23 protein-coding genes are annotated in these 23,044 nt (G+C 72.6%); 10 read left to right on the top strand and 13 right to left on the bottom strand.

Annotated features, from left to right (window positions below):
• Window positions 1-67: 67 nt before the first annotated feature.
• Both ABD086_RS16910 and ABD086_RS16915 read right to left on the bottom strand, forming a co-directional pair.
• Window positions 68-1,096 carry a 6-phosphofructokinase gene (locus ABD086_RS16910; protein WP_343908775.1) on the bottom strand — a complete coding sequence of 343 codons (1,029 nt, stop codon included), beginning with the start codon at window positions 1,094-1,096 and terminating at the stop codon, window positions 68-70.
• A 34-nt stretch (window positions 1,097-1,130) separates the two neighbouring features.
• Window positions 1,131-2,336, bottom strand: coding sequence for a pyrophosphate--fructose-6-phosphate 1-phosphotransferase (locus ABD086_RS16915; protein ID WP_343908776.1), 1,206 nt, complete (start codon window positions 2,334-2,336; stop codon window positions 1,131-1,133).
• Between the two features lie 152 nt (window positions 2,337-2,488).
• Between ABD086_RS16915 and ABD086_RS16920 the strand changes: the two genes are divergently transcribed.
• Together ABD086_RS16920 and glpK are read left to right on the top strand one after the other, a co-directional pair.
• Window positions 2,489-3,310, top strand: a complete 822-nt coding sequence (locus tag ABD086_RS16920) for a DUF1028 domain-containing protein (protein ID WP_343908777.1) — start codon at window positions 2,489-2,491, stop codon at window positions 3,308-3,310.
• 76 nt (window positions 3,311-3,386) lie between these two features.
• A complete protein-coding gene (gene glpK, locus ABD086_RS16925) occupies window positions 3,387-4,862 on the top strand; it encodes a glycerol kinase GlpK (RefSeq protein WP_343908778.1) in 1,476 nt (491 codons plus the stop codon).
• Here the strand turns inward: glpK and ABD086_RS16930 are convergent.
• Genes ABD086_RS16930 through ABD086_RS16945 form a run of 4 tightly spaced genes read right to left on the bottom strand, consistent with a single transcriptional unit; the run spans window position 4,859 to window position 7,803 of the window.
• Window positions 4,859-5,752 carry a hypothetical protein gene (locus tag ABD086_RS16930; RefSeq protein WP_343908779.1) on the bottom strand — a complete coding sequence of 298 codons (894 nt, stop codon included), beginning with the start codon at window positions 5,750-5,752 and terminating at the stop codon, window positions 4,859-4,861. The two genes, glpK and ABD086_RS16930, sit on opposite strands and share 4 nt — an antisense overlap.
• 10 nt (window positions 5,753-5,762) lie before the next feature.
• Window positions 5,763-6,605 carry an arylamine N-acetyltransferase family protein gene (locus ABD086_RS16935; protein WP_343908780.1) on the bottom strand — a complete coding sequence of 281 codons (843 nt, stop codon included), beginning with the start codon at window positions 6,603-6,605 and terminating at the stop codon, window positions 5,763-5,765.
• Entirely contained in the window at window positions 6,602-7,099 is a 498-nt protein-coding gene (locus ABD086_RS16940; RefSeq protein ID WP_343908781.1) for a flavin reductase family protein, read from the bottom strand. Before ABD086_RS16940 ends, ABD086_RS16935 begins: the two co-directional genes overlap by 4 nt.
• Window positions 7,096-7,803, bottom strand: coding sequence for a lysophospholipid acyltransferase family protein (locus ABD086_RS16945; RefSeq protein ID WP_343908883.1), 708 nt, complete (start codon window positions 7,801-7,803; stop codon window positions 7,096-7,098). Before ABD086_RS16945 ends, ABD086_RS16940 begins: the two co-directional genes overlap by 4 nt.
• Window positions 7,804-7,916: 113 nt before the next feature.
• On the opposite strand from ABD086_RS16945, the gene ABD086_RS16950 reads away from it, so the two are divergent.
• Genes ABD086_RS16950 through ABD086_RS16960 form a run of 3 tightly spaced genes read left to right on the top strand, consistent with a single transcriptional unit; the run spans window position 7,917 to window position 10,448 of the window.
• Window positions 7,917-8,687: an alpha/beta hydrolase gene (locus ABD086_RS16950; protein ID WP_343908782.1), complete on the top strand. Its 771-nt coding sequence runs from the start codon at window positions 7,917-7,919 to the stop codon at window positions 8,685-8,687.
• A 37-nt stretch (window positions 8,688-8,724) separates the two neighbouring features.
• The gene (locus ABD086_RS16955; RefSeq protein ID WP_343908783.1) at window positions 8,725-9,189 is read left to right on the top strand and encodes a hypothetical protein; all 465 of its coding nucleotides are present in this window, start codon (window positions 8,725-8,727) and stop codon (window positions 9,187-9,189) included.
• 14 nt (window positions 9,190-9,203) lie between these two features.
• Window positions 9,204-10,448 carry an ornithine cyclodeaminase, nickel-pincer nucleotide-dependent gene (locus ABD086_RS16960; protein WP_343908784.1) on the top strand — a complete coding sequence of 415 codons (1,245 nt, stop codon included), beginning with the start codon at window positions 9,204-9,206 and terminating at the stop codon, window positions 10,446-10,448.
• Here the strand turns inward: ABD086_RS16960 and ABD086_RS16965 are convergent.
• The 7 genes from ABD086_RS16965 to ABD086_RS16995 all read right to left on the bottom strand — a co-directional run bounded on the left by ABD086_RS16965 (window position 10,381) and on the right by ABD086_RS16995 (window position 16,790).
• Window positions 10,381-11,349: an ROK family protein gene (locus ABD086_RS16965; protein WP_343908785.1), complete on the bottom strand. Its 969-nt coding sequence runs from the start codon at window positions 11,347-11,349 to the stop codon at window positions 10,381-10,383. The two genes, ABD086_RS16960 and ABD086_RS16965, sit on opposite strands and share 68 nt — an antisense overlap.
• 663 nt (window positions 11,350-12,012) lie before the next feature.
• Complete coding sequence (locus ABD086_RS16970; protein ID WP_343908786.1) at window positions 12,013-12,342, bottom strand: hypothetical protein; 330 nt, start codon at window positions 12,340-12,342, stop codon at window positions 12,013-12,015.
• A 42-nt stretch (window positions 12,343-12,384) separates the two neighbouring features.
• A complete protein-coding gene (locus ABD086_RS16975; RefSeq protein ID WP_343908787.1) occupies window positions 12,385-13,791 on the bottom strand; it encodes a neutral zinc metallopeptidase in 1,407 nt (468 codons plus the stop codon).
• A gap of 60 nt (window positions 13,792-13,851) precedes the next feature.
• Window positions 13,852-14,793, bottom strand: a complete 942-nt coding sequence (locus tag ABD086_RS16980) for an ROK family glucokinase (protein WP_343908788.1) — start codon at window positions 14,791-14,793, stop codon at window positions 13,852-13,854.
• On the bottom strand, window positions 14,790-15,161 hold the full coding sequence (locus ABD086_RS16985; protein ID WP_343908789.1) for a hypothetical protein: 372 nt from the start codon (window positions 15,159-15,161) through the stop codon (window positions 14,790-14,792). Before ABD086_RS16985 ends, ABD086_RS16980 begins: the two co-directional genes overlap by 4 nt.
• Before the next feature lies 1 nt (window position 15,162).
• The gene (locus ABD086_RS16990; protein ID WP_343908884.1) at window positions 15,163-16,356 is read right to left on the bottom strand and encodes an ArsA family ATPase; all 1,194 of its coding nucleotides are present in this window, start codon (window positions 16,354-16,356) and stop codon (window positions 15,163-15,165) included.
• Complete coding sequence (locus ABD086_RS16995) at window positions 16,353-16,790, bottom strand: SRPBCC family protein (RefSeq protein WP_343908790.1); 438 nt, start codon at window positions 16,788-16,790, stop codon at window positions 16,353-16,355. The genes ABD086_RS16990 and ABD086_RS16995 overlap by 4 nt, the downstream gene beginning before the upstream one ends.
• 89 nt (window positions 16,791-16,879) lie before the next feature.
• On the opposite strand from ABD086_RS16995, the gene ABD086_RS17000 reads away from it, so the two are divergent.
• The 5 genes from ABD086_RS17000 to ABD086_RS17020 all read left to right on the top strand — a co-directional run bounded on the left by ABD086_RS17000 (window position 16,880) and on the right by ABD086_RS17020 (window position 23,043).
• Window positions 16,880-18,670, top strand: coding sequence for an AMP-dependent synthetase/ligase (locus ABD086_RS17000; RefSeq protein ID WP_343908791.1), 1,791 nt, complete (start codon window positions 16,880-16,882; stop codon window positions 18,668-18,670).
• Window positions 18,671-18,801: 131 nt separating this feature from the next.
• The gene (gene cpaB, locus ABD086_RS17005; RefSeq protein ID WP_343908792.1) at window positions 18,802-19,539 is read left to right on the top strand and encodes a Flp pilus assembly protein CpaB; all 738 of its coding nucleotides are present in this window, start codon (window positions 18,802-18,804) and stop codon (window positions 19,537-19,539) included.
• A gap of 12 nt (window positions 19,540-19,551) precedes the next feature.
• Window positions 19,552-20,718 (top strand): CpaE/TadZ family protein, encoded by a 1,167-nt coding sequence (locus ABD086_RS17010; RefSeq protein ID WP_343908793.1) that lies wholly within the window; start codon window positions 19,552-19,554, stop codon window positions 20,716-20,718.
• A gap of 4 nt (window positions 20,719-20,722) precedes the next feature.
• Entirely contained in the window at window positions 20,723-22,072 is a 1,350-nt protein-coding gene (locus ABD086_RS17015) for a TadA family conjugal transfer-associated ATPase (RefSeq protein ID WP_343908794.1), read from the top strand.
• A complete protein-coding gene (locus ABD086_RS17020; RefSeq protein WP_343908795.1) occupies window positions 22,069-23,043 on the top strand; it encodes a type II secretion system F family protein in 975 nt (324 codons plus the stop codon). The genes ABD086_RS17015 and ABD086_RS17020 overlap by 4 nt, the downstream gene beginning before the upstream one ends.
• The last annotated feature ends 1 nt before the right edge of the window (window position 23,044 follow it).

A 23,044-nucleotide genomic window follows, 5' to 3' on the forward strand; every position in this document is an offset into this window, starting at 1 on the left:
CGCGACCTCGTTCCTCGGTCGCGCGGCTCGCTCGACCACCATCACCGCGTCCGCTGACGCGGCCGCGCTACCCGAAGAAGACGCGCGCCTCGGCGTACTCCTCGGGGCTGACCAGCTTCAGGGCACCGGTGCCCTCGATGAGCGGGACCCGCACGATCTTCGTGCCGCGCAGCGCCATCATGGTGCCGAAGTCGCCGTCCGCGACGGCGTCGCTGGCCTGGAGGCCGAAGCGGGTGGCCAGCCAGCGGTCGAACGCCGTGGGCGTGCCGCCGCGCTGGACGTGGCCGAGGACCACCGCGCGGGCCTCCTTGCCGGTGCGCGTCTCGATCTCCTTCGCGACCCGGTCGCCGATGCCACCGAGCCGGACGTGGCCGAACTCGTCGATCTCCCCCGACTGCAGCGTCATCGAGCCGCCCTCGCGCGGCACCGCGCCCTCGGATACCACCAGGATCGGGGAGTAGTGCGACTCGAACCGCGACTCGACCAGGGCGCAGACCTCGTCGATGTCGAACGGCTGCTCGGGGATCAGCACGATGTTCGCGCCGCCGGCGATGCCGGAGTGCAGCGCGATCCAGCCGGCGTGCCGGCCCATCACCTCCACGACGAGCACCCGGTGGTGGGACTCGGCGGTGGTGTGCAGCCGGTCGATCGCCTCGGTCGCGATGTTGACGGCGGTGTCGAAGCCGAACGTGAAGTCGGTGCCGGACAGGTCGTTGTCGATGGTTTTCGGCACGCCGACGACGTTCACGCCGAGGTCGGCGAGCTTGGTGGCGACGCCCAGGGTGTCCTCGCCGCCGATCGCGATCAGCGCGTCGACGCCGTCGCTCGCGAGGTTGTCCTTGATGCGCTGCACCCCGTTCTCGAGCTTGAACGGGTTGGTCCGCGAGGAGCCGAGGATGGTGCCGCCGCGCGGCAGGATGCCGCGGCACTGCTCGATGCCGAGCTCCATCGTCACGCCCTCGAGCGGGCCCCGCCAGCCGTGGCGGTAGCCCACGAACTCGAAGCCGTGCACCTTGACGCCCTTGCGGACGACGGCACGGATGACGGCATTCAGGCCGGGGCAGTCCCCGCCTCCGGTGAGTACTCCGACGCGCATGCCGACCAGTCTCGTCGGAACGAGAAGTAAAGATCTAGTGCTGCAGCTGGCCGATCTGCTGCAGCAGCTCGCGGAACCACGACACCGAGGGATCGAACGCCTTGCCGCCCTTGATCCGGGAGAACTCGCAGACCCTCAGCTCGTCTCCGGCCTCGTCGTCCTGGCCGACGACTCCGCTCTCGCCGCGCAGCGCCGCCTCCACCGCGAGGTCCGCGCAGGCCCGGATGAGCGCCAGGTCCTCGTCGTTGGCGGCCGCGGAGCGGGCGAAGTAGCCGCTCTTCTGGACCATCGTCTTCTCGGCGCCCACCATGCCGGCGAACTGCTTGGCGAACCACGCGCCGGGGTTGATGGTGTCGATCTTGACGTGGCCGAAGGCGTCGCGCTTCGGCTCCTCGCCGCGCGAGAGCATCTCCTCGACGATCGTGGACACGCCGGCCCCCTCGGAGAGGAAGATGTTGACGCAGCCGGTCTCGTCCATGACCGCGCGGAGCCGTGCGGCCTCGGCCGCGATGTCGAGGTCGAGCTCGGGGACGTAGACGCCGTGGATGTCCCACGCCGCGCGGTGGTTGCCGCCGAAGCCGGAGAACTCCTGGGTGTCGAGCCACTCCCGGTACTTCGCGGCCGTCGCGGCGGTCAGCCAGCCGCAGTTGCGGCCCATCACCTCGTGCACGACGAGCATCCGCGGGTTCGAGGAGTGCTCGGCGACGATGTTGCGGGCGAACGCCGCCCCCTGCTCGGCGGCGGTCCACGCGCCGAGCGACTGCCGGATCGGCACCACGTCGTTGTCGATGGTCTTGGGCAGACCGACGACGGTGAGCTCGTAGCCGTTCTCGTGCAGGTACGCCGCCAGGTCGGCCGCCGTGGTGTTCGTGTCGTCGCCGCCGATGGTGTGCAGCACGTCGACGCCGTCCCGGGTCAGCTGCTCGGCCGCCACGTGCAGCGGGTCCTGGCCCTCGGCCACCAGCCCGCGCCTGACGCAGTCCTTGACGTTGGTCAGCTTGACCCGGCTGTTGCCGAGCGGGCTGCCGCCGAACCGGTGCAGCAGGTGCGCCCGCTCGCGGTCCTCGGGCGTGACCGTGAGGTGCTCGCCACGGAGGAGGCCGGCGTACCCGTCGAGGTAGCCGATGATCTCGATCTCGGGGTCGAGGGCGGTGTAGCGCTCGATCAGCGCGCCGACCGCCGAGGACAGGCAGGGAGCGAGCCCACCGGCGGTGAGCAGGGCGACGCGACGGACGGTCATCGGGATCTCTCTCGTTCGGATGGGTAGCGACCGATCAGGTCATATCTTCGGTCCTTCGGAGACTAAAGTACCCCGCTGGGCGCGCCGCCGCACGTGTTCGGGCCGCCGCCGGAGGCCCGCTCGACGCCACCGGGTGTCGATAGGGTCCCGGCATGACGTTCTCGATCGTGGCCCGCTCCGCCGACGGCCAGTCCTGGGGCGTGGCCGTCGCCTCCAAGTTCCTCGCCGTGGGATCCGCCGTCCCGGCCGCCGTCGCCGGCGTCGGAGCGATCGCCACCCAGGCCGACGCCAACGTGGCGTACAAGGGCCAGGCGCTCGCCCACCTCGACGACGGCGCGACCGCGTCGGTCGCGCTCCAGCGGCTGCTGGAGGACGACGAGGGCCGCGACCACCGCCAGGTCGGCATCGTCGACGTCGACGGGAACGCCGCGAGCCACACCGGTCACGCGTGCCTGGACTGGGCCGGCAGCGCGACCGGCGAGGGCTACGCGATCCAGGGCAACATCCTCACCGGTGCCGAGGTGGTCGAGGCGATGGAGCGGGCCTGGCTGGCCTCGCCCGAGGGCGCCCCGCTCGCGCGCCGCCTGCTCGAGGCGCTGGCCGCCGGCGACGAGGCCGGCGGGGACTCGCGCGGCCGCCAGTCCGCGGCGGTGCTCGTGGTGCAGGACGGCGCCGGGTACGGCGGCCTCGACGACATCGCCGTCGACCTGCGCGTCGACGACCACCCGACGCCGATCCCGGAGCTGCTGCGGCTGCTCGACCTCAACGACCTGTACCTCACGGCCTCCACCGACGAGGAGAAGGTGCCGGTCGAGCCCGAGCTGGCGGCCGAGCTGGACGAGCTGGCCCGGGCGGCCGGCGCGCGTGACTTCCAGGCCTGGGTCGGCACCGAGAACTACGAGATGCGGGTGGCGCCGGACGGCTCGTGGATCGACGAGAAGGTCCTCGAGATCATCCGGGGCACCCGGGCATGAGCGAGCGTAGCGAGCGAATCATTCAAGGCGGCGTGTGCTGTGCCTCATGCGCGCACGGAGCGAAGCGAGTACGTGCATGAGTGTGCTCGCGATCGACGCGGGCACGACCGGCGTGACCGCGGTCGTGGTCGAGGAGGACGGGTCGGTCGCGGCCAAGGGCTACGAGGAGTTCGCCCAGCACTTCCCGAAGCCGGGCTGGGTCGAGCACGTGCCGGAGGAGATCTGGCAGGCGACGCTCGAGGCGACCCGGCAGGTGCTGAGGTCGTACGACGCCACGCGGCTGCAGGCGGTCGGCATCACCAACCAGCGCGAGACCGTGCTGCTCTGGGACCGGGAGACGCTGGGATCGCCCCGCCGGGCGATCGTGTGGCAGGACCGGCGTACCGCCGACCTGTGCGCGCGGCTGCGCGACGAGGGCCACGAGGACCGGGTCAGCGAGCTGACCGGGCTGCGGCTGGACCCCTACTTCTCCGGCACCAAGCTGATGTGGCTGCGCGAGCACGAGCCGCACACCTGGGCACTGGTCGAGTCCGGCCGGTACGCCGTGGGCACGGTGGACTCGTACCTGATCGCCCGGATGACGCGGGGCACCTACCACGTCACCGACGTCTCGAACGCCTCGCGCACGCTGCTGATGGACCTCTCGACCGGGGAGTGGTCCGACGAGCTCTGCGAGCTGTTCGGCGTCCCGCGCGACGCGCTGCCGGAGCTGGTGCCGAACTGGGGCGAGATCGCCGTCACCGACCCGAAGACCTTCCTGGACCTCTCGCTGCCGATCGCGGGCGTGGCCGGCGACCAGCAGTCCGCGCTGTTCGGGCAGACCTGCTTCGACGAGGGCGACGCCAAGTGCACCTACGGCACCGGATCGTTCGTGCTCACCAACTGCGGCTCCAGCATCGAGCGGTCCGAGGCCGGCCTGCTGGCCACCGCCGCGTGGCGGTCGCCGGACGGCGAGCTGACCTACGCGACCGAGGGCGCGATCTTCGTGACCGGCGCGGCCGTGCAGTGGCTGCGCGACGGCCTCCAGATCGTCGGCTCGGCCGCCGAGACGCAGGCGGTCGCCGGGACCGTGCCCGACTCGGAGGGCGTGGTGTTCGTGCCCGCGCTGACCGGCCTCGGCGCACCCCATTGGGACCCGCACGCCCGCGGCCTGATCATCGGCATCACCCGCGGCACCACCCGCGCGCACGTCGTGCGCGCGACGCTGGAGGCGATCGCGTTCGAGGTGCGCGACGTGCTCGAGACGATGCCGGCCCGGTCCTCGCTGCGCGTGGACGGCGGCGCGGCGGCGAACGACCTGCTCTGCCAGATCCAGGCCGACCAGCTCGGCGTACCGGTCGAGCGGCCGAAGGTGGTGGAGACGACCGCGCTGGGTGCGGCGTTCCTCGCCGGCCTCGGCGCCGGCGTCTGGTCCTCGAGCGACGACCTGCGGCACACCTGGAGCCTGGACCGCCGGTTCGAGCCGCGGGGCGACCGGGCGACCGCCGACGCCGCGCACGCCCGCTGGCGGGACGCCGTCGAACGCTCGAAGGGCTGGGCGGACCAGCCCTAACGGAGCTTCGCCACGGCCGCCGCCGCGGCGTCGCGCGACCGCTGCGCCTCACGCAGGGCGTCCTCCGCCTCGTTGCGGGTGTCGTCGGCCTCCGAGAGCTCGTCGTCGACCTCCTCCGCCGTCGACTCGAGCTCCGCGAGCCTCCCGCGCAACTCCTCGATCTCGGCCTGGACCTGGAGGCTGCGGGCGGCGAGGTCGTCGTACGCCGCCTTGGCCTGGTCGTACTCCGCGGTGGCGTCGTCGAGCTCCGACTGGGTCGCGGCGAGGGTCTGCTCCGCCGCCGCCACGGCCTTGCGGTCGGCCTCCGGATCGGGCACGACCCGCAGCTCGGGCCGCGGCGGGAGCTCGGCCTCGCGCGCCGTGGCCTCGAACCCGAGCGCCTCGGGCAGCGCGACGGCGCCGGCCACGTCCGCCGGGTCGAGGCCGGTCGTGGCCAGCGCGGCGACCAGCAGCCCGCTGCGGACCGCTCGGGCGCACTCCGCGTCGACCATCGCGGCGGTCAGCGTCGCCTCCACCTGGTCGGCGACCGCGTCGGTGACCTTCGTGCCCTCCTCGCGCGCGGTACGCCGCGCCTGGGTCGTGACCGCGGCGGTCAGCTGCCGGCGCTGCTTCGTGAGCTCGCGCAGCGCGTCGCCGGACATCGAGGCCTGCGCCTCGCGGAGCGCCTCGCCGACCGAGAGCACCTGCTCGACCTGGCCGGTCTCGCGCCGGACCAGCAGGTTGACGACCCACGCGGCCAGGGACGGCTTCTTCAGCGCCTTGACCTGCTTGCCGAGATCGGTGCCCTTGAGCTCCTTGGCCTTCGCGTCCCGGGCCGGCGTGAAGTCGGGCAGCGGGAGGCCGTAGAGCTCGTCGGCGATGCTCAGCAGGTCCGTGGGCGCCTCGGCCATGCGGGTGATCCTAGGTCGCGCGCCAGGCCAGGTGCCCGGCCCACATCCGGTCGTAGAGCCCGCGGAGCTCGTCCTCCGCGATGTCGGCGACCGGCAGGTGCAGGTCGTCCAGCGCCGCGCGCCAGGTCTCCCAGGTGGCCAGCTCGGTCTCGACGGTGGCCCCGAGGCTGACGTGCGTCAGCAGGCAGCCGCGCAGCGTGGCCGTGCCGCCGGCGTACCGCCGCTGCACGACGAGCACCCTCGAGAACCGCCCGGTGCCCGGCGCGGACAGCTCCGCGTGCGCGGCGAGCACGTCGGCAGGCTCGGTCGGCCGCGACGACACCTCGATGCCGGCGAAGCTGCCGGTCGGGTCGTGGCGGAACGACCAGCCGTCGGTCCGCACGTCGTCGATCACGTAGCCGAAGCCGTCCTGGCGGTGCTCCCCCACGACCAGCGGCAGCGGCTCCCGGAAGGCGTCGCCGAGGCCGACGTCCACCCACCACTCCCCTCCCGGGTTCCCGAGGGTCGGCAGCCCGGCGACGTGCAGCACGAGGTGGTTGAGGAAGGTTCCCGCGCGGTCGTCCTCGTCGGTCCACACGTGGCCGTGCCGGCGGCTGACGTCGAAGCCGAGCTCGCGCAGCGCGACCTCGAGGGCGCCGTTGTGGTGGAAGCAGTAGCCGGCGCGGCCGAGCTCGCCCACCCGCTCCAGCGACGCGACGGCGTCCACCGAGGGCGGCCGGCCGAGCATGATCGCCAGGTTCTCGTAGGGCACCCGCTCGAGGTGCCGGTGGTGCAGCAGGAACAGCGCGTCGAGCGTGGGCGGCGGCGGGACGTCGATCCCGAGCCGGCGCAGGTACGCCGCGATGGCGCTCATCCGGCCGGTCTCACGTACCGGCCGCGCCGGTGGACCAGCGGCTCGTCGTCGTCGCCGACGGTGACGGACTCGACAGCCAGCGTCAGCAGCGCGGACCAGCCTACGGTCGTCGTGGACTCCAGCGCGGTGCCGGCCCACGTCGACGCGTCGGCCAGCCGCGGTCCCCACTCGGTGTCCTCGAAGCGGCCGGTGCGGAACGGCCCCCCGGGCGACGGCGCGGTCCCGGCGAACGCCTCCGCGAGGTCGCGGTGCGACCAGGACAGCAGCTGCACGACCGCGCGGCCGGTGCGCCCGACCTCGTCGGCCAGGTCGCTGTCCGGATCGACCAGCGCGAGCACCCGCGCCGGCTCGCCGTTCGCCACCATCAGCGAGCTGACGGTCAGCCCCGCCCCGCCCGAGGTGATCAGCGCGACCGTGCCGGTGAGCCGCCCCCGGAACCGCCGTACGGGGTCGGGGTCCGGGTCCGCGAACGGATGGCTGGTGTGGATGGTCAAGCGGCCTCGGAGCCCGCGCCCCTGTCCTTCTTGGACTCCTCCTTGGCGCGGGTGGCGTACATGTCGACGTACTCCTGGCCGGAGAGCCGCATGATCTCGTACATGATCTCGTCGGTGATCGACCGCAGGATGTAGCGGTCGTTCTCCATGCCCTCGTAGCGACTGAAGTCGAGCGGCTTGCCGAACCGGACGACGGGGCGGGTGAACCGCCCGAACGTCTTGCCCGGCGGCGCCACGACGTCGGTGCCGACGACCGCGACCGGGATGACCGGTGCCTTGGTCTCCAGCGCGAGCCGGGCGACCCCGACCTTGCCGCGGTAGAGCTTGCCGTCGTGCGAGCGGGTGCCCTCGGGATAGATGCCGAACAGCTCACCCTCCGCGAGCAGCCGCTTGGCGGAGATGATCGCGCCCTCCGACGCGCTGCCGCCGGAGCGGTCGATCGGCACCTGGCCGGAGCCCTTGAAGAACGTGCGCTGCAGCCAGCCCTTGAGGCCGGTGCCGGTGAAGTACTCGGCCTTGGCGACGAACGTGACCCGCCGCGGCAGGGTCAGCGGCATGAACAGCCAGTCGGCGTACGAGAGGTGGTTGCTCGCCAGGATCGCGGGGCCCTCGAGCGGGACGTTCTCCGCGCCGTAGACGCGCGGGCGGAACACCAGGCGCAGCCACGGACCGAGAGCGATCCACTTCAGGAACCAGTAGAACACCGACACCTCCGCGCACGATCCCGAGACGACCCGACGCGGGCAGCCTAGACCGTGGCGGGGCAGTTCCCCCATACCCCGGTCGATGAGTGACCCGGGTGGTGCACAATCCGCGCATGACCGTACACCCGCTCGCGACGCCGTACTCCGCCCCGGCCCAGCCGGCCCTCACCGGTGGCCGCCGGGTGGGCGTGCTGCTGAGCCACGGCTTCACCGGCCAGCCCGCGTCGATCCGGCCGTGGGGCGAGGCCCTGGCCGAGCAGGGGTACGCCGTCGAGGTGCCCCGGCTCCCGGGCCACGGCACCACGTGGGAGGAGCTCAACACGCTGACCTGGGCGGACTGGTACGGCGAGCTCTCGGCGGCGTTCGAGCGGCTCCGGGCCGACACCGACGCGGTCGTGGTCGGCGGGCTGTCGATGGGCGGCGCCCTCGTGCTGCGGCTCGCCGCGGACCGGCCCGCCGACGTCGCCGGCGTCGTCGTGGTGAACCCGGCGGTCGCCACCAAGCGGCTCGACGTGAAGCTGCTGCCGGTGCTCAAGCACCTGGTGAAGTCGTTCCCGGGCATCGCCAACGACATCAAGAAGGCCGGGGTCGAGGAGCACGGCTACACGCGGACCCCGCTCAAGGCGATCCACTCGATGATGCAGGCGTGGCCGGGGCTGATCGAGGACCTGTCGAAGGTCACCGCCCCGCTGCTCTACTTCCGCTCGACGGAGGACCACGTCGTGGACGAGGCGTCCGAACCGATCATCACCGGCAAGGTCGGCTCGACCGACGTCACCGTCGTACGCCTCGAGGACAGCTACCACGTGGCGACCCTCGACAACGACGCCGAGCAGATCTACGCCGAGACGGCGGCGTTCGTCGCCCGCGTGGCGCGAGCCTGAGGAGACCACCTCACCCGGCGGGGCATACGCTCGTGGTGTGCAGCCGGACCACCAGCCCAGCGACGGCGGCGACGGCGCCGACGAGGCCGAGGAGCGGGCCTGGCGCGCGATCGTCGAGAACTACGGTGACCGCGCCGAGATCGACGAGTCGCCGACGGCGCCCCCGCAGGCGTCGTCCGCGCCGTTCGGCGGCCGCTTCGGCGACCCGAGCGCCTTCCCCGCCGAGAGCGACGACGAGCCCTTCGTCGCCGACGAGGAGGAGGAGGGCTTCACGCCGCCCGAGCCGCCGCCGCTCCCCCGCGTCGAGCCGGATCGGCTGCTCGCCTGGGCCGGAGTCCTCGGCTCGCCGGTGGTGCTGCTCTGCGCGCTGCTGTTCTCGATCGGGATGCCGGTGTGGCTCGGCTACCTGCTGGTCGCGGCCTTCGTCGGCGGCTTCCTCTATCTCGTCGTGAAGATGCCGCGCGAGCCGCGCGACCCCTGGGACGACGGCGCCCAGGTGTAGTTAGGGTGCTCCCCGTGAGCGCCAACGAGACGGTCGAGATCACCGGCCACCTGATGGACCACGGCATCTTGTCGCGAGTCCTCGACGACATCCGCGAGTACGGCGGCGACTACTCGATCGACCGCTTCGACGTGGGCCGGGAGACCGACGACCCGTCGCACGCGGTGATCACGGTGATCGCCGACGACAACGAGTCGCTGCAGCGGCTGCTGATGCGGCTGCAGACCCGCGGCGTGAACCAGGTGGACCCGGGCGAGGCGACGGTCGCCGAGGCCGACCGCGACGGCGTGTTCCCGGACCGTTTCTACTCCACGACGAACCTCGACACCCGGGTCCGCATCGACGGCACCTGGATCGAGGTCGAGAACCCCGAGATGGACTGCGGGCTGATCCTCGAGCGCGACGGCGACGGCCGCCCGCAGCGGGTCTACACGCTGCCGATGTCCGACGTCCGCAAGGGCATGCTCGTGATCACCGGCGCGTCCGGCATCAAGGTCACCATCCCGGCGCCGGACGAGACGGCGGGCGCCTTCGGGTTCATGGAGTCCGAGGTCTCCTCGGAGAAGCCGCAGGCGGTGCTGGTCCGCCAGGTCGCCGACGGGATGCGCGAGGCGAAGGCCGCGGGCAAGAAGGTCCTGTGGGTCGGCGGGCCGGGCGTCGTCCACACCGGCGCGGCGCCGGCCCTGGTCGCGATGGTGCACGCCGGCTTCGTCGACGTGCTGTTCGCCGGCAACGCCCTGGCCACCCACGACATCGAGTCCGCGCTGTACGGCACCAGCCTCGGCATCGACCTGGCGATGGGCCGCGGTGTCGAGCACGGCCACGAGCACCACATCCGCGCGCTCAACACCATCCGCAAGGAGGGGTCGATCAAGGCGGCCGTCGACAGCGGCGTGCTGACCGGCGGCATCATGCACGCGCTGGTGACGCACGGGAAGGAGTTCGTCCTCGTCGGCTCGGTCCGCGACGACGGCCCGCTGCCGGACGTCTACACCGACGTGATCGAGGGCCAGCGCGCGATGCGCGCACAGCTCAAGGACGTCGGCTTCTGCCTGATGGTCGCGACGATGCTGCACTCCGTGGCGACCGGCAACATCCTCCCGGCCTCGATCCCGCTGGTGTGCGTGGACATCAACCCGGCGACGGTCACCAAGCTCGCCGACCGCGGCTCCTCGCAGGCCCGCGGCATCGTCACCGATGTCGGGCTGTTCCTCGAGCAGCTTGCAGTCGAGCTCGTGCCCGAGTACCGGCGTTCCTGAAGGTCTGCCGGGCCAGGTACGCCGCACCGATCGCGCCCGCCTCGGGGCCGAGCGCGGCCCGGACCATCGGCGGCACGGTGCGGTGCGCCGCGCCGACGAGTGACTCGCGCAGCGCCGCGCGCGCCGGTGCCAGGAGCAGGTCGTCGGCGATCGACGGGCCGCCGCCGACGACCACGATCTCGGGGTCGAACGCCGCGACCAGGTTCGCCGTACCGACGCCCAGCCAGGTGCCGACGTCCTCGAAGGCGGCCGTCGCGACGGGGTCGCCCGCGTGGGCCGCCTCCATCACCGCGGGCCCGGTCAGGTCCTCGGGGCCGCCGTGCTCGCGGACGTAGCGGGCCAGCGCCTTGCCGCTGCAGTACTGCTCCCAGCAGCCGACCCCGCCGCACTCGCACTCCCGGCCGTCCGGCACGACCTGCATGTGGCCGAACTCGCCGGCCATGCCGTTGTAGCCGCGGTGCACGGCGCCGTCGAGCACGACCGCGCCGCCGATGCCGGTGCCGAGCGTGATGACCAGCGCGTCGTGGGCGTTCCCCACGGCGCCGTACACGACCTCGGCGCGGGCCGCGCAGTTCGCGTCGTTGTCGAGCACGACCGGCGCGCTCCACCGCTCGGCGAGCTTCGCCCGCACCCCCTCGTCGCGCCAGGGCAGGTGCGGCGCGAACCGCACCCGCTCCCCCTGGGCGTCCACGAACCCCGCCGCCGCGATGCCGATCGCCGAGGGCCGGCGGACGCCGGCGATCTCCTCGACCGCCTCGGTCAGCGCGTCCTCGACCAGCCGGGCCTCGACCCGGCGCCCGGGGGTCTCACGGCGGGCCGTGCGCAGCACGCGGCCCGTGGACGACACCGCGGCCGCCAGCACCTTGGTGCCGCCGATGTCCACGCCGATGAAGAGAGCCACGGGGGCTATTCGACCAGACGGGCGGTTGGTGGGGGCGGACGTCGGCCGGCTCACGGCCGCGCGGTGTTCGGGTCGTGTGCCTGAGAACGCGCTATAGCGCGGTCTCAGGCACACGACCCAGCACAGCGGGTGGCTCCTGACGGTCGCTTGCCGGCGCACCGTTGGTCGAGCTCGTCGAGACCTCGTACGGCGGACGCGGCGGGGTCGACCGTCAGCTCCTCGCGGTCCGCTTGGGGTTGCGACCGATAGCAGCGAACGGGGCGGTGGGTGGGTGGTTGCGGCCGGCATCCCGGCTCACGGCTCGCGCGGTGTTCGGGTCGTGTGCCTGAGACCGCGCTATAGCGCGGTCTCAGGCACACGACCCAGTAGAGCGAGTGGCTCCTGTCGGTCGCTTGCCGGCGCACCGTTGGCCGAGCTCGTCGAGACCCCCGACGACGGAGGGGGTGCGGTCGACCGTCAGCTCCTCGCGGTCCGCTTGGGGTTGCGACCGATAGGCAGCGAACGGGGCGGTGGGTGGGTGGTTGCGGCCGGCATCCCGGCTCACGGCTCGGCGCGCGAGTGTGGTCGATCCAACGCATCCGGTGGATCGGATCCACCACACTTCCGCCCGGTGACGGGTGCTCACCGGAGGACGTGACAGACCGCCGGACGCCGTGCGGCAGGTCAGTGGGTGCCGTCGTCGTCGAGGCTGCCCCTCAGCAGGGTCAGGCTGGCGGCCGGGATCTTGTGGCGGACGTACTCGAACCCGCTTCCGTTGTCGATCAGCGACTCCGGCTCGATCCCGTCGATCATCCACACATCGACCGGCCCACCCGTGTTGTTGAGACGCACGAACCAGTCGGCCTCGACCTCCTCCCGGCAGAGGAACACGCCCTCCGCCTCGGGGGTCGGGCTGCCGGCGATGCCGCAAGCGAGTCCCATGCGCTCCCAGTCCAGGCCGTGCTCGGCGATCGAGGCGCGGTTGAGGCTGGACGACACGTGGTAGGCACGCACGGCATCACGGTAGTGACGTTCGTGCTCGGCGTGTGCGGCGCGCTACTTCAGACAGGCGCCGAGACCGTCGAGCACTCCGGTTCGGAGCGCGTCCGCGCGCTCGAACGACGTGCTCTGGACCGCGTGCTCCTCCTGCGTGGAGAGCGGGGTGAGCACGGTGAGGAGCACCTCGTCGATGTCCCCTGGCGAGAGCTGGACCGGGGACCTGCTCGACGCGATCGCAGCCACCCACGCGCCAGTGAAGCAGACCTGCTGGAGCTCCGCGGGACCGCCCGTCGTCGGCAGGCCGGCCTGGGCCTGGGCAGCTCTGGCCCAGCTCTCCGACAGCGCCGCGCCGGTCGCCATGTCACCGATCTGAGCGTGCAACCGGGCGAGCGGTGCCGTCGCCCAGGACACGGTGTTGGTGGGCACGCAGTAGGCGGTGACCGCCTGGCGGTCGTAGCCCGGGTCGCCGGCGCAGTCGGGAAGCGGGACGGACGGGGCCGGCTTGCGGGCCGGGCTCTGGTACGCCGGGGCTCCCGGGATCTGCGGCAGGGCAACGGACCAGTAGCTGTCGAGATGGTCGACGAAGAACGGGAGCGCCTCGCCGAACGCGATGTTGCCCCCCGTCAGGGCTTCGACGGGAGTGCGGAACGGCAGCTCGGTCACGACCACGTTGCCGTCCGGGAACGTCGCACACCGGCTCGCGCCGGACTCGTAGCCGGTCTGGAACGCGTTGACGCGGTCGAAGCCGAGGCCGTGCGCCTTCGGGTTGGTCGCGGGCGTCCCCGGTTGGTCCCGCAGCAGGGGGATCGCCCGGATGGAGCTGTCCAGGGCCGACTGGTCGACGGCGACCGGGTCGGTGGCCGACGACTGCGCGTAGGCGACCCAGGCGCCGGCGAAGCAGTCCGCCTGCAGCTCGATGACCACGGACGGCGCCTGCACCCCGGCCCGGTGCTGGATGGCGTGGCCGAACTCGTGGGCGAGGACGACGGCAGGCGTGAGCGCGCCGAAGCCCTGGTCCAGCCGGGGCAGCAGGTACGACGCGTCGTAGGCGATGTAGTCGTCGTCCTTGCCGCCGCAGTAGAAGGCATTGGCCCGGATGTCCCGGTAGGTGACGCGCTTGCCGTTGCACGTCCACGGCGGGCTGTCCTTCGTCTTCGGCTGGATCCCGCCCGCGAGGTCCTCGAAGGGCTTGTGGTAGACCCGCGGGAGCTCGGTGGTCCAGAACTCGCGCAGGCTGTCGGCCGTCGCCGCCAAGGTCTTGTCGAGGTCGGCGGGCCGGCTCGAGAGGTCGACGGCGGTCGTGGCCGCCGTCGCACCACTGTCACCGCCGTCGTTGCCGAGGGTGCGCACGAGGACGACCGCGACGAGCGCCAGCACGACCACGAGCAGGCCCACCAGCGCCAGGCCACCGGTACGACGGCGAGGGCGCTGCGGGGTGCTGCTCGGGAAGGGTCCCTGGCTCACCGCCCCAGTCTTCGGCCCCGCGCGGGCTCGCACATCCCGGATTCGGGGGGTGTCTCGGCGTCAGCGCCGGGACAGGTCCGCCGCGCCGATCAGCCCCGCCCGGTTGCCGAGCTGCGCCTTGCGGATCTCCGGGATCGGGCGGAAGCCGCGGCCGACCAGCTGGCCGGCGAAGGCCTTGCGGGTCGGCTCGAGGAGCAGGTCCCCGGCCTCGCTGACGCCGCCCCCGACCACGATCACCTCGGGGTCCAGGATCTCGGTGAGCGAGGCCATGCCCTCGCCCAGCCACCGGCCGAGCTCGGCGAGCTGCTGGAGGGCGCCCGCGTCGCCGGCCTGCGCCGCCTCGGTGACGAGCGGACCCGTGATCTTCGTCAGGTCGCCGCCGGCGCGCCGGAGCATGCCCTGCGCGATCTGGGCGCCGCTGAGCGCGAGCGCGCGGGCCTCGCGCACCAGGGCCGAGCCGGAGGCGTACTGCTCGAAGCAGCCGTGCTTGCCGCAACCGCACAGGATCCCGTTGGGTACGACGCGCATGTGGCCGATCTCCGCGCCCACCCCGTTCGCGCCGCGGTAGACCTCGCCGTCCAGGACCAGACCGCCGCCGACACCGGTGCCGACCGTCACGAGGAGGAGGTCGTCGGCGTCGTGGGCGGCGCCGTAGCGGAACTCGCCCCAGGCGGCGGCGTTGGCGTCGTTCTCGATCACGACGGGGAGCTCGACGCGCTTCTCCAGCTCGCCCTTGAGGTCCTCGTTGCGCCAGGCGACGTTGGGCGCGAACAGCACCACGGCGCGCGCCTTGTCGATGTACCCCGCCGCGCCCACGCCGACGGTCTCGATCGGGTGCCGCGAGCGGAGCTCGGTCACCAGGCCGGCGATGGCCTCCTCGATCGCCTCCGCGTCCGTCGCCGGAGACTCGACGCGCAGCTCCTCGAGGATGCCGCCGTCCTCGTCGACGACGCCGCCGGCGATCTTCGTGCCGCCGACGTCGATCCCGCAGGCCAGGCTCATCGGTCACTCTCCTCGGGGTCAGTCTCCACCGGCCAGTCGGCGTCGTCATCCAGGCCGTCGAGATCGATGTGCTCGACGCCGCCCTGGGGGGCCTGCTGGTCGCGCGCCGCGGACGCCATCAGCCCGGCCGCGGCCTGGAGGAACGTCGTCGCGGCCGTCGCCAGCTGCGTCCTCACCTCGGGGCTCAGCCCGCGCACGGCGTGCACGGTGCGGCAGATCGGGCAGTACGTGCACTCGTCGGCACCGGTCGCGAGGTGGCGGTCGACGTCGTGCGCCGCGTCCCTCGCCCACTCCGACAGGGCGCCCAGCAGCTTCGCCGCCTCCTCGCCCACCGACCCGACGTCCGGATCCTCTCGGTCCCCGCTCATGTCACCTTCCGCCCTCGTCCACGGGGTCCTCGACGAACCGCACCTGCAGTTCCCCCTGCTCCACCCGGGCGCCGGCGATGCGGAAGCGCGCCAGCCCGGAGGGGAGCGTGAGCAGCCGACGATACGATCCCACGGTCACGACCAGATCGTCGCCATTGCGCGCCAGATCGACGTCGGCGCGTGTGACCAGGGGCAGCGCGAGGCGCAGCAGGGCGCCCGCCTCGGTACGCCGGATGTGGAACGGCCCGCGGCCCTTCCCGGTCGCCAGCGGGTCGGTGCCGGCGTACACCTCGCGCGCCAGCGCGGTGACCGCCTCGACGCCGACCGGCTCGCGGGGCCGGTACTCGGAGCGCCAGATCGGCAGCCCCGCGAACGACTCCCCGACCCGCTCGAGCACCTCGTCCTGGGCGACCACCCAGCCGGCCCGCCAGTCGTCGGCGCCCTCGGCCGGGAACACCCGGTTCGCGACCACGCCGTCCACGCGGTAGCCGAACAGCGACAGCGTCGTGTACGAGCGCCGGGCCTCGGCGAGCACGACGTTCTCCGGGGTCAGCACCAGCCGGACGCTGGCCTCCGGACCGCTCAGCAGCTCGCGCACCTGCTCGAGCTCGGCGTGCAGCCGCTCGACGGCGTCGAAGACCGTGTCCCCCGGCATCGGGACGCCGGCCGCCCGGCTGAGCACCGGCCGCAGCGCCTTGACCACCCGCCGCTCGACCGGGAGCACGCGGTGCATGTACCAGCCGAGCGCCTCGGGCAGCGCCAGCAGCCGCAGGGTCTCGGCGGTCGGGGCGCAGTCGACGACGATGACGTCCCACTCCCCCGCGAGCGCGTGCTGGCGCAGCTCGAGCAGCGCCAGCACCTCCTCCGCGCCGGGGATGACGGTCAGCTCCTCCGCCGCGACCGGGTCGACCCCCGCGGCGTCGAGCACCGACAGCAGGTAGCGCTGGATGTCCGCCCAGGACTGCTCGAACCGCAGCTGTGCGTCGACCTGCTGCACGAACAGCCGGTCCGCGACCTCGGTCGGCTCGGCGCCGATCGCGCCGGCCGGACAGCCGTAGGCGTCGGCGAGCGAGTGGGCGGCGTCCGTCGACAGCACCAGCGTGCGCCGCCCGTCTGCCGCGGCGAGGGCGGCGGTCCCGGCGGCGACGGTGGACTTCCCGACCCCTCCCTTGCCGGTGAACAGCAGGATCCTCAGAGCGACTCCACGCGCTTCTTCAGACCCTTGAGCGCGGCGTCGATCAGGATCTTCTCGCCCTTGCGCTTGAGCATGCCGATGAGCGGGATCGAGACGTCCAGCGAGAGCCGGTAGGTGACCTCGGTGGTGCCCGCGCCGAGGGGGCGCAGCAGGTAGGCGCCGTCCAGGGCGCGGAGCATCTTGCCCTCGACGAGCGTCCAGGTCACCCCGTCGTACCCGTCCCACTCGTAGGCGAGGGTGTACTCGTCCTTGATCGGGCTCACGTCGAGCTCGAAGAACACCTGCTCGGCCCACCCGTCGGTGCCCTCGCGGACCACCTCGGCGGTGGTGACGCCCTTGGCCCAGTGGGGGTACGCCGGGAAGTCGCCGATCACGCCCATGATGTCCGCAGGGTCGGCGTCGATGACGATCGACGAGGTGGTCTGCTCGGCCATCGGGTCCCCTTGCTCACGGGCTGGTCTCGACTCGGGCAGCGAGCGTACCGGATGGTCCGGGGACCTCCCGCACGCGGTAACGTCGGGCCGTGCGAGAGTTCTCGACCCCGCTGACGACCGAGATCCCGTCGACCGGCAACCTCACCGACGACGTCGTGACCAACGCCCGGGAGGCGGGCGACACCGTCCAGTTCAGCCGCCCCGGGCCGGACGGCTGGGAGGACGTCACGGCGACGCAGTTCCTCGCCGAGGTGAGTGCGGTGGCGAAGGGCCTGATCGCCGCCGGCGTGCAGGCCGGCGACCGGGTCGCGCTGATCTCCAAGACCCGGTACGAGTGGACGCTGCTCGACTACGCGATCTGGTTCGCGGGCGCGGTGTCGGTGCCGGTGTACGAGACGTCGTCGGCCGAGCAGATCGCGTGGATCCTCGAGGACTCCGGCGCCCGCGCGGTGGTCGCGGAGGGACCCGAGCACCTCGCCCGGATCAACGAGGTGCGCGGCGGTCTCGAGCTGCTCAACCACGTCTGGTCGATCTCGGACAACGCGGTCGGCACCCTCACCAGCCTCGGCGACGACATCTCCGACGAGGAGCTCGAGAAGCGGCGTACGACGGCGACGCCGCTCGACCTCGCGACGCTGATCTACACCTCGGGCACCACCGGGCGCCCGAAGGGCTGCATGCTCACCCACGGCAACTTCATGTTCGAGCTCGGCGTGGCCGTCGACTCGCTGCCCGAGCTGTTCGAGACCCGGGGGTCGTCCACGCTGCTGTTCCTCCCGCTCGCGCACGTCTTCGCGCGGATCATCGAGATCGGCTGCATCAAGTCGCGGACCCGGCTCGGGCACAGCGCGGACATCAAGAACCTGCTGCCGGACCTCCAGGCCTTCCAGCCCACGTTCATCCTCGCGGTGCCCCGCGTCTTCGAGAAGGTGTTCAACACGGCCTCGCAGCGCGCCACCGCCGACGGCCGCGGCCGGATCTTCGACCAGGCCGCGCAGACCGCGATCGACTACTCGCGCGGGCTCGACCGGGGCCGGCCGTCCCTCGCGGTGCGCGCCAAGCACGCCCTGTTCAAGCGGCTCGTCTACGGCAAGCTCCTCGACGCGCTCGGCGGGAGCTGCGTCTACGCGGTGTCCGGCGGCGCGCCCCTCGGTGACCGGCTGGGCCACTTCTACCGAGGCATCGGCCTGACGGTGCTCGAGGGGTACGGCCTCACCGAGACCACCGCGGCGCTGACCGCCAACCTGCCCCGCGCGATCAAGGTCGGCAGCGTGGGCCGGCCGCTGCCCGGCACCGCCGTCCGCGTGGCCGACGACGGCGAGCTGCTCTTCCAGGGCGGCCAGGTCTTCGCCGGGTACTGGCACAACGAGGAGGCGACGGCCGAGGCCCTCGAGCGCGACGGCTGGTTCCACACCGGCGACCTCGGCGAGGTGGACGACGAGGGCTTCGTGCGGATCACCGGCCGCAAGAAGGAGATCATCGTGACCGCCGGCGGCAAGAACGTCGCGCCGACGGTGCTCGAGGACCGGGTCCGGCTGCACCTGCTCGTCGACCAGTGCATGGTCGTCGGCGACGGGCAGCCGTTCGTCGGCGCACTGGTGACCATCGACCGCGAGTCGCTCCCGCTGTGGGCCGAGCAGCACGGCAAGGCGGGCAGCATCGAGGACCTGATCGACGACCCCGACCTGCGGGCGGCGATCCAGGAAGCGGTCGACGACGCCAACCAGGCCGTCTCCAAGGCCGAGTCGATCCGGAAGTTCACGATCCTCGCCGACGAGTGGACCGAGGAGGGCGGCCAGCTCACCCCGAGCCTGAAGCTCAAGCGCAACGTGGTGATGCGCGAGTTCAAGGACGACGTCGCCGCGCTGTACCAGTCCTAGAAACAGGACCCCGTACCCATCGGTAACGGGAGCTCAAACCTCCGTGCCACGCTGGTCTGCTCCAGCGTTCGACGAGCCCCGATACCGGTCATAACCTCCGTGGGAGCTCACGGGGAGTGGGAGGGGTCGACATGGATCGACGACGACTGCTGGTCCTGGGAGCGGCCGCAGTGGCCGTGCTGGGAGTGGCCTTGGTCCTCGCGTACGCGCGCGGCGCCGACGCGCGCGCCGCGAACCGGTTCACGAGGGTCGACGTGCTGGTCGCGACCGGACAGATCGCCCCGGGCGAGAGCATCGACGCGGCCCGGGCCGCGGGCAAGGTCGCGACCGCGAAGGTCGCGCGCGACGACCTCCTGGACGGCGCCGGCGCGAACGCCGACGCGCTGAAGGGCGAGGTCGCCCTGGTGCCGATCTACCCGGGTGAGCAGCTGATCGCCGCGAAGTTCGGCTCGTCGGCCGAGGCCGCGGCCACCCTCCCGATCCCGCCCGGGAAGATGGCGGTGTCGGTCAACCTGACGGACGCGGCGCGGGTCTCCGGGTTCCTGGAGCCGGGGTCGGAGGTCTCGGTGTTCCTCAACGGGACCGACCCGCAGACGGGCCAGACGTTCACCCGGCTGCTGCTGCCCCGGGTCACCGTCCTGGGGGTCGGGTCCACGGCGCCGGTGACCACGACGACCACGGACGAGCAGGGTTCCCCGACGACCGAGGAGCTGCCGCGGACGCTCCTCACGGTCGCGGTCGACCAGAGGGAGGCGCAGAAGGTGCTCTACGCCTCGTCGAACGGCGAGCTCGCGTTCGCGCTCCTCAACGGTCAGAGCAAGGTCAAGTCAGGCGGCGCGGGCGTGACGTCCGCGAACCTGTTCAGGTGACGGAGAGCTGAGATGCCGGTTGTCGTCGACCCCGATCCCGCCACCGTCGGCGAGCTGCTGACGGCCATGCCCGAGTCCGCGCACGGCGTGGACTGCACCGAGCGGCTGTCGGCCTGGCTGACCGAGCACACCGAGGAGTACCTCGTGCTGCTGGGTCCGCACCTCGACCTGGACGACGCGCTGGCCGCGTGCGAGAGCCTGCGCACCGGCCGGCCGACGGCCAGCGTCGTGCTCGTCCGCGACGTCATCGACGCCGGGCTGCTGACCCGGGCGATGAAGGCCGGCGCCCGCGACGTCGTGCCCGACCGCGACCTGGAGGCCGTCGCGGCGGCAGCCAACCGGGCCTACCAGCTGTACGTCGCGCTGCGCGGGCCGACGGGCGCCACGCAGCGGGGCAAGGTCGTCACGGTCTTCTCCCCCAAGGGCGGAGTCGGCAAGACCACGATGGCCGTCAACCTCGCGCTCTCGCTCGCCGACCGCGGCGCGCGCCGCGTCTGCCTGGTCGACCTCGACCTCGCGTTCGGCGACGTGGCGATCACCCTGCAGCTGTTCCCCTCGCACACGATCGAGCACGCGATCGGCTCCGAGGACTCCCTCGACGTGTCGCTGGTGGACACGCTGCTGACCCGGCACCAGGACGCGTTGATGGTGCTCGCCGCGCCCAGCGGGCCCGACGTGCGCGAGCGCGTCACGCCCGCGCTGGTCGCGCGGGTGCTCACGATCCTGCGGGAGACGTTCGACTACGTGGTGGTCGACACCGCGCCCGCCTTCGACGAGGCGACGCTGGCCGCGCTGGACGAGACCGACGAGTGCGTGGTGGTCGCGACCCTCGACGTACCGACGCTGAAGAACGTGCGCGTCGCGCTGGAGACCCTGGAGATGCTCGGCATCGCCCGCGGCCACCGGCACCTGCTCCTCAACCGGGCGGACGACGCGGTCGGGATCGGCGCGGACAAGGTGGAGGCGATCCTCGGGCTGTCGGTGGCCGCGCAGGTCGCGACCTCGACGGACATCGCCGCCGCGACGAACGTCGGCACCCCGATCGTCGTGGGCAAGCCCGAGCACCCGTCCAGCACCGCGATCCGCGACCTGGCGGGCCGGCTCGCCGGGCAGCCCGCCGAGCCCGCGGCCGAGCAGCCGGCGGCCCCGGTCACCCGCCGGTTCCGGATCCGGAGGTGACGGTATGAGCCTCGCCGATCGCCTGGCGGCCGCCCGGGAGAGCGCCGGCCACGAGCTCGTCGAGCCGACGCCGCTGACCGAGCGGATGTCCCAGCTGGGCAAGCAGGACCGGATCGAGGAGATCAAGGGCACCGTGCACGCGGAGCTGCTCCAGCAGCTCGGCCCGCAGCTGTACGACGCGGACATGGACCACGACGAGCTCGCCGAGCGGGTCCACGCCGTCCTGGCGGAGGTGCTCGGCGCGCAGGAGAAGCCGCTCAGCCACCGGGACCGAGCCCGGGCGACCCAGGAGATCACCGACGACATCCTGGGGTACGGGCCGATCGAGCCGTTCCTGCGGGACCCGACGGTGTCCGAGGTGATGGTGAACGGCGCGCACCAGATCTGGCTGGAGCGGGACGGCCGGCTGGAGACCACCGCGGCGCGGTTCGTCGACGAGGCGCACCTGCGCCGGACCATCGACAAGATCGTGTCGCGGGTGGGCCGGCGCGTCGACGAGTCCAGCCCCATGGTCGACGCTCGGCTGCCCGACGGCAGCCGGGTGAACGCGGTGATCCCGCCGCTGGCCGTCGACGGGTCCGCGCTGACCATCCGGAAGTTCGCGGCCGACCCCCTCACCGCGGAGGACCTGGTCGCGAACGGCACCCTCTCCCCCGGCGCCCACGACTTCCTCGCCGCCTGCGTCCGGGCCCGGCTGAACGTCATCGTGTCCGGCAGCACCGGCGCGGGGAAGACGACCACGCTGAACGTGCTGTCGTCCTTCATCCCCGCGGACGAGCGGATCGTCACGATCGAGGACGCCGCCGAGCTCCAGCTCAAGCAGGACCACGTCGTGCGCCTGGAGTCCCGGCCCGCGAACATCGAGGGCCGCGGCGAGGTCGACACCCGCGACCTGGTGCGCAACGCGCTGCGCATGCGCCCGGACCGGATCGTCGTCGGCGAGGTCCGGGACGCGTCCGCGCTGGACATGCTGCAGGCGATGAACACCGGCCACGACGGGTCGATCTGCACCGTGCACTCCAACGGCCCGCGCGACACGCTGGCCCGGATCGAGACCATGGTGCTGATGGCCGGCATGGACCTGCCGATGCGCGCGATCCGCGAGCAGATGGCGTCCGCGATCGACCTGATCGTGCACCAGACCCGCTTCAAGGACGGGTCGCGCCGGGTCACCCACGTCACCGAGGTGGAGCGGATGGAGGGCGACGTCATCACCCTCCAGGACGTGTTCGTGCTCGACCGGCCCGGCGGCGACCTGGTGCCCTCCGGGCTGCGCCCGAAGGTGGTGGAGAAGCTCGAGTACGCCGGCGTGGTGGTCGATCCCGCCCTGTTCGTGCCCGGGCGGCGGGCATGAGCCCGCTGCTGGTCGCGGGCGCCGCGGCCGTCGGTCTCGGCCTGCTCGGCGTGCTCGTGCTGCTCGTCCCCGCGTCGGGCCCGCGCGCGATGTCGGCCGAGGAGCGGGTCACGACGTACGTCGGCCCGGGGGCCGACCTCGCCGCCGCTGCGGCCGCCCACCGCCCCGGGGCCGTCGCGCAGGCGACCGGTGCCGCGGAGCAGGTGCTGGGCAGCAACCGCGGCCTGGAGCAGCGCATCCGGCACCGGCTCGAGGCCGCGGGCAGCGGGCTCAGAGCCGCCGAGTGGCTGCTGGTGCACACCGGCGTGTTCGTGGTGGCCGGCCTGCTGGGGCTGCTGCTCGGCGAGGGAGACGTGCCGCTCTTCCTGGTCCTCGCCGCGCTCGGGGCGGTCGGGCCCTGGCTCTACCTCGGCGTCCGCGCCGGCCGCCGCCGCAAGGCCTTCGCCGCCGCGGTCCCGGACACGCTGCAGCTGATGTCCGGGTCGCTCGCGGCCGGCCTCTCCCTGGCCCAGGCCGTCGAGACCGTGACCCGGGAGGGGTCGGACCCGGTCGCGGGCGAGTTCCGCCGCGCGCTCGTCGAGACCCGCCTCGGCGTACCGCTGGAGGACGCGCTCGAGGGCGTCGCGGAGCGGTTCGACAGCGACGACCTGCACTGGGCGGTGATGGCGATCCGCATCCAGCGCGAGGTCGGGGGCAACCTGGCCGAGCTGCTCGACACCGTCGCCGCCACCATGCGGGAGCGGGAGTACGTGCGCCGCCAGGTCGCCACCTTGTCCGCCGAGGGCAAGCTCTCGGCGTGGGTGCTCGGCTGCCTTCCTGGAGTGTTCTTCCTCTACCTGCTGCTCACCAACCGCGACTACGTCATGCCGCTGTTCACCGACCCCCGCGGCGTCGTGTTCCTCGTGGGCGGTGCCCTGTGGCTCGCCGTCGGAGTGTTCTGGATGAGCCGCCTGGTCAAGGTGGAGGTCTGAC

It is taken from the genome of Nocardioides aquiterrae, assembly GCF_039526625.1.
Lineage (GTDB): Bacteria > Actinomycetota > Actinomycetes > Propionibacteriales > Nocardioidaceae > Nocardioides > Nocardioides aquiterrae.

Coding starts and splice junctions, on each gene's coding strand:
- ABD086_RS17015 (WP_343908794.1), top strand. CDS start 20,723: ATGAGCCTCGCCGATCGCCTGGCGGCCGCCCGGGAGAGCGCCGGCCAC.
- ABD086_RS16910 (WP_343908775.1), bottom strand. CDS start 1,096: ATGCGCGTCGGAGTACTCACCGGAGGCGGGGACTGCCCCGGCCTGAAT.
- ABD086_RS16980 (WP_343908788.1), bottom strand. CDS start 14,793: ATGAGCCTGGCCTGCGGGATCGACGTCGGCGGCACGAAGATCGCCGGC.
- ABD086_RS16995 (WP_343908790.1), bottom strand. CDS start 16,790: ATGGCCGAGCAGACCACCTCGTCGATCGTCATCGACGCCGACCCTGCG.
- ABD086_RS16950 (WP_343908782.1), top strand. CDS start 7,917: ATGACCGTACACCCGCTCGCGACGCCGTACTCCGCCCCGGCCCAGCCG.
- ABD086_RS16915 (WP_343908776.1), bottom strand. CDS start 2,336: ATGACCGTCCGTCGCGTCGCCCTGCTCACCGCCGGTGGGCTCGCTCCC.
- ABD086_RS16935 (WP_343908780.1), bottom strand. CDS start 6,605: ATGAGCGCCATCGCGGCGTACCTGCGCCGGCTCGGGATCGACGTCCCG.
- cpaB (WP_343908792.1), top strand. CDS start 18,802: ATGGATCGACGACGACTGCTGGTCCTGGGAGCGGCCGCAGTGGCCGTG.
- glpK (WP_343908778.1), top strand. CDS start 3,387: ATGAGTGTGCTCGCGATCGACGCGGGCACGACCGGCGTGACCGCGGTC.
- ABD086_RS16930 (WP_343908779.1), bottom strand. CDS start 5,752: ATGGCCGAGGCGCCCACGGACCTGCTGAGCATCGCCGACGAGCTCTAC.
- ABD086_RS16985 (WP_343908789.1), bottom strand. CDS start 15,161: ATGAGCGGGGACCGAGAGGATCCGGACGTCGGGTCGGTGGGCGAGGAG.
- ABD086_RS16920 (WP_343908777.1), top strand. CDS start 2,489: ATGACGTTCTCGATCGTGGCCCGCTCCGCCGACGGCCAGTCCTGGGGC.
- ABD086_RS17010 (WP_343908793.1), top strand. CDS start 19,552: ATGCCGGTTGTCGTCGACCCCGATCCCGCCACCGTCGGCGAGCTGCTG.
- ABD086_RS17020 (WP_343908795.1), top strand. CDS start 22,069: ATGAGCCCGCTGCTGGTCGCGGGCGCCGCGGCCGTCGGTCTCGGCCTG.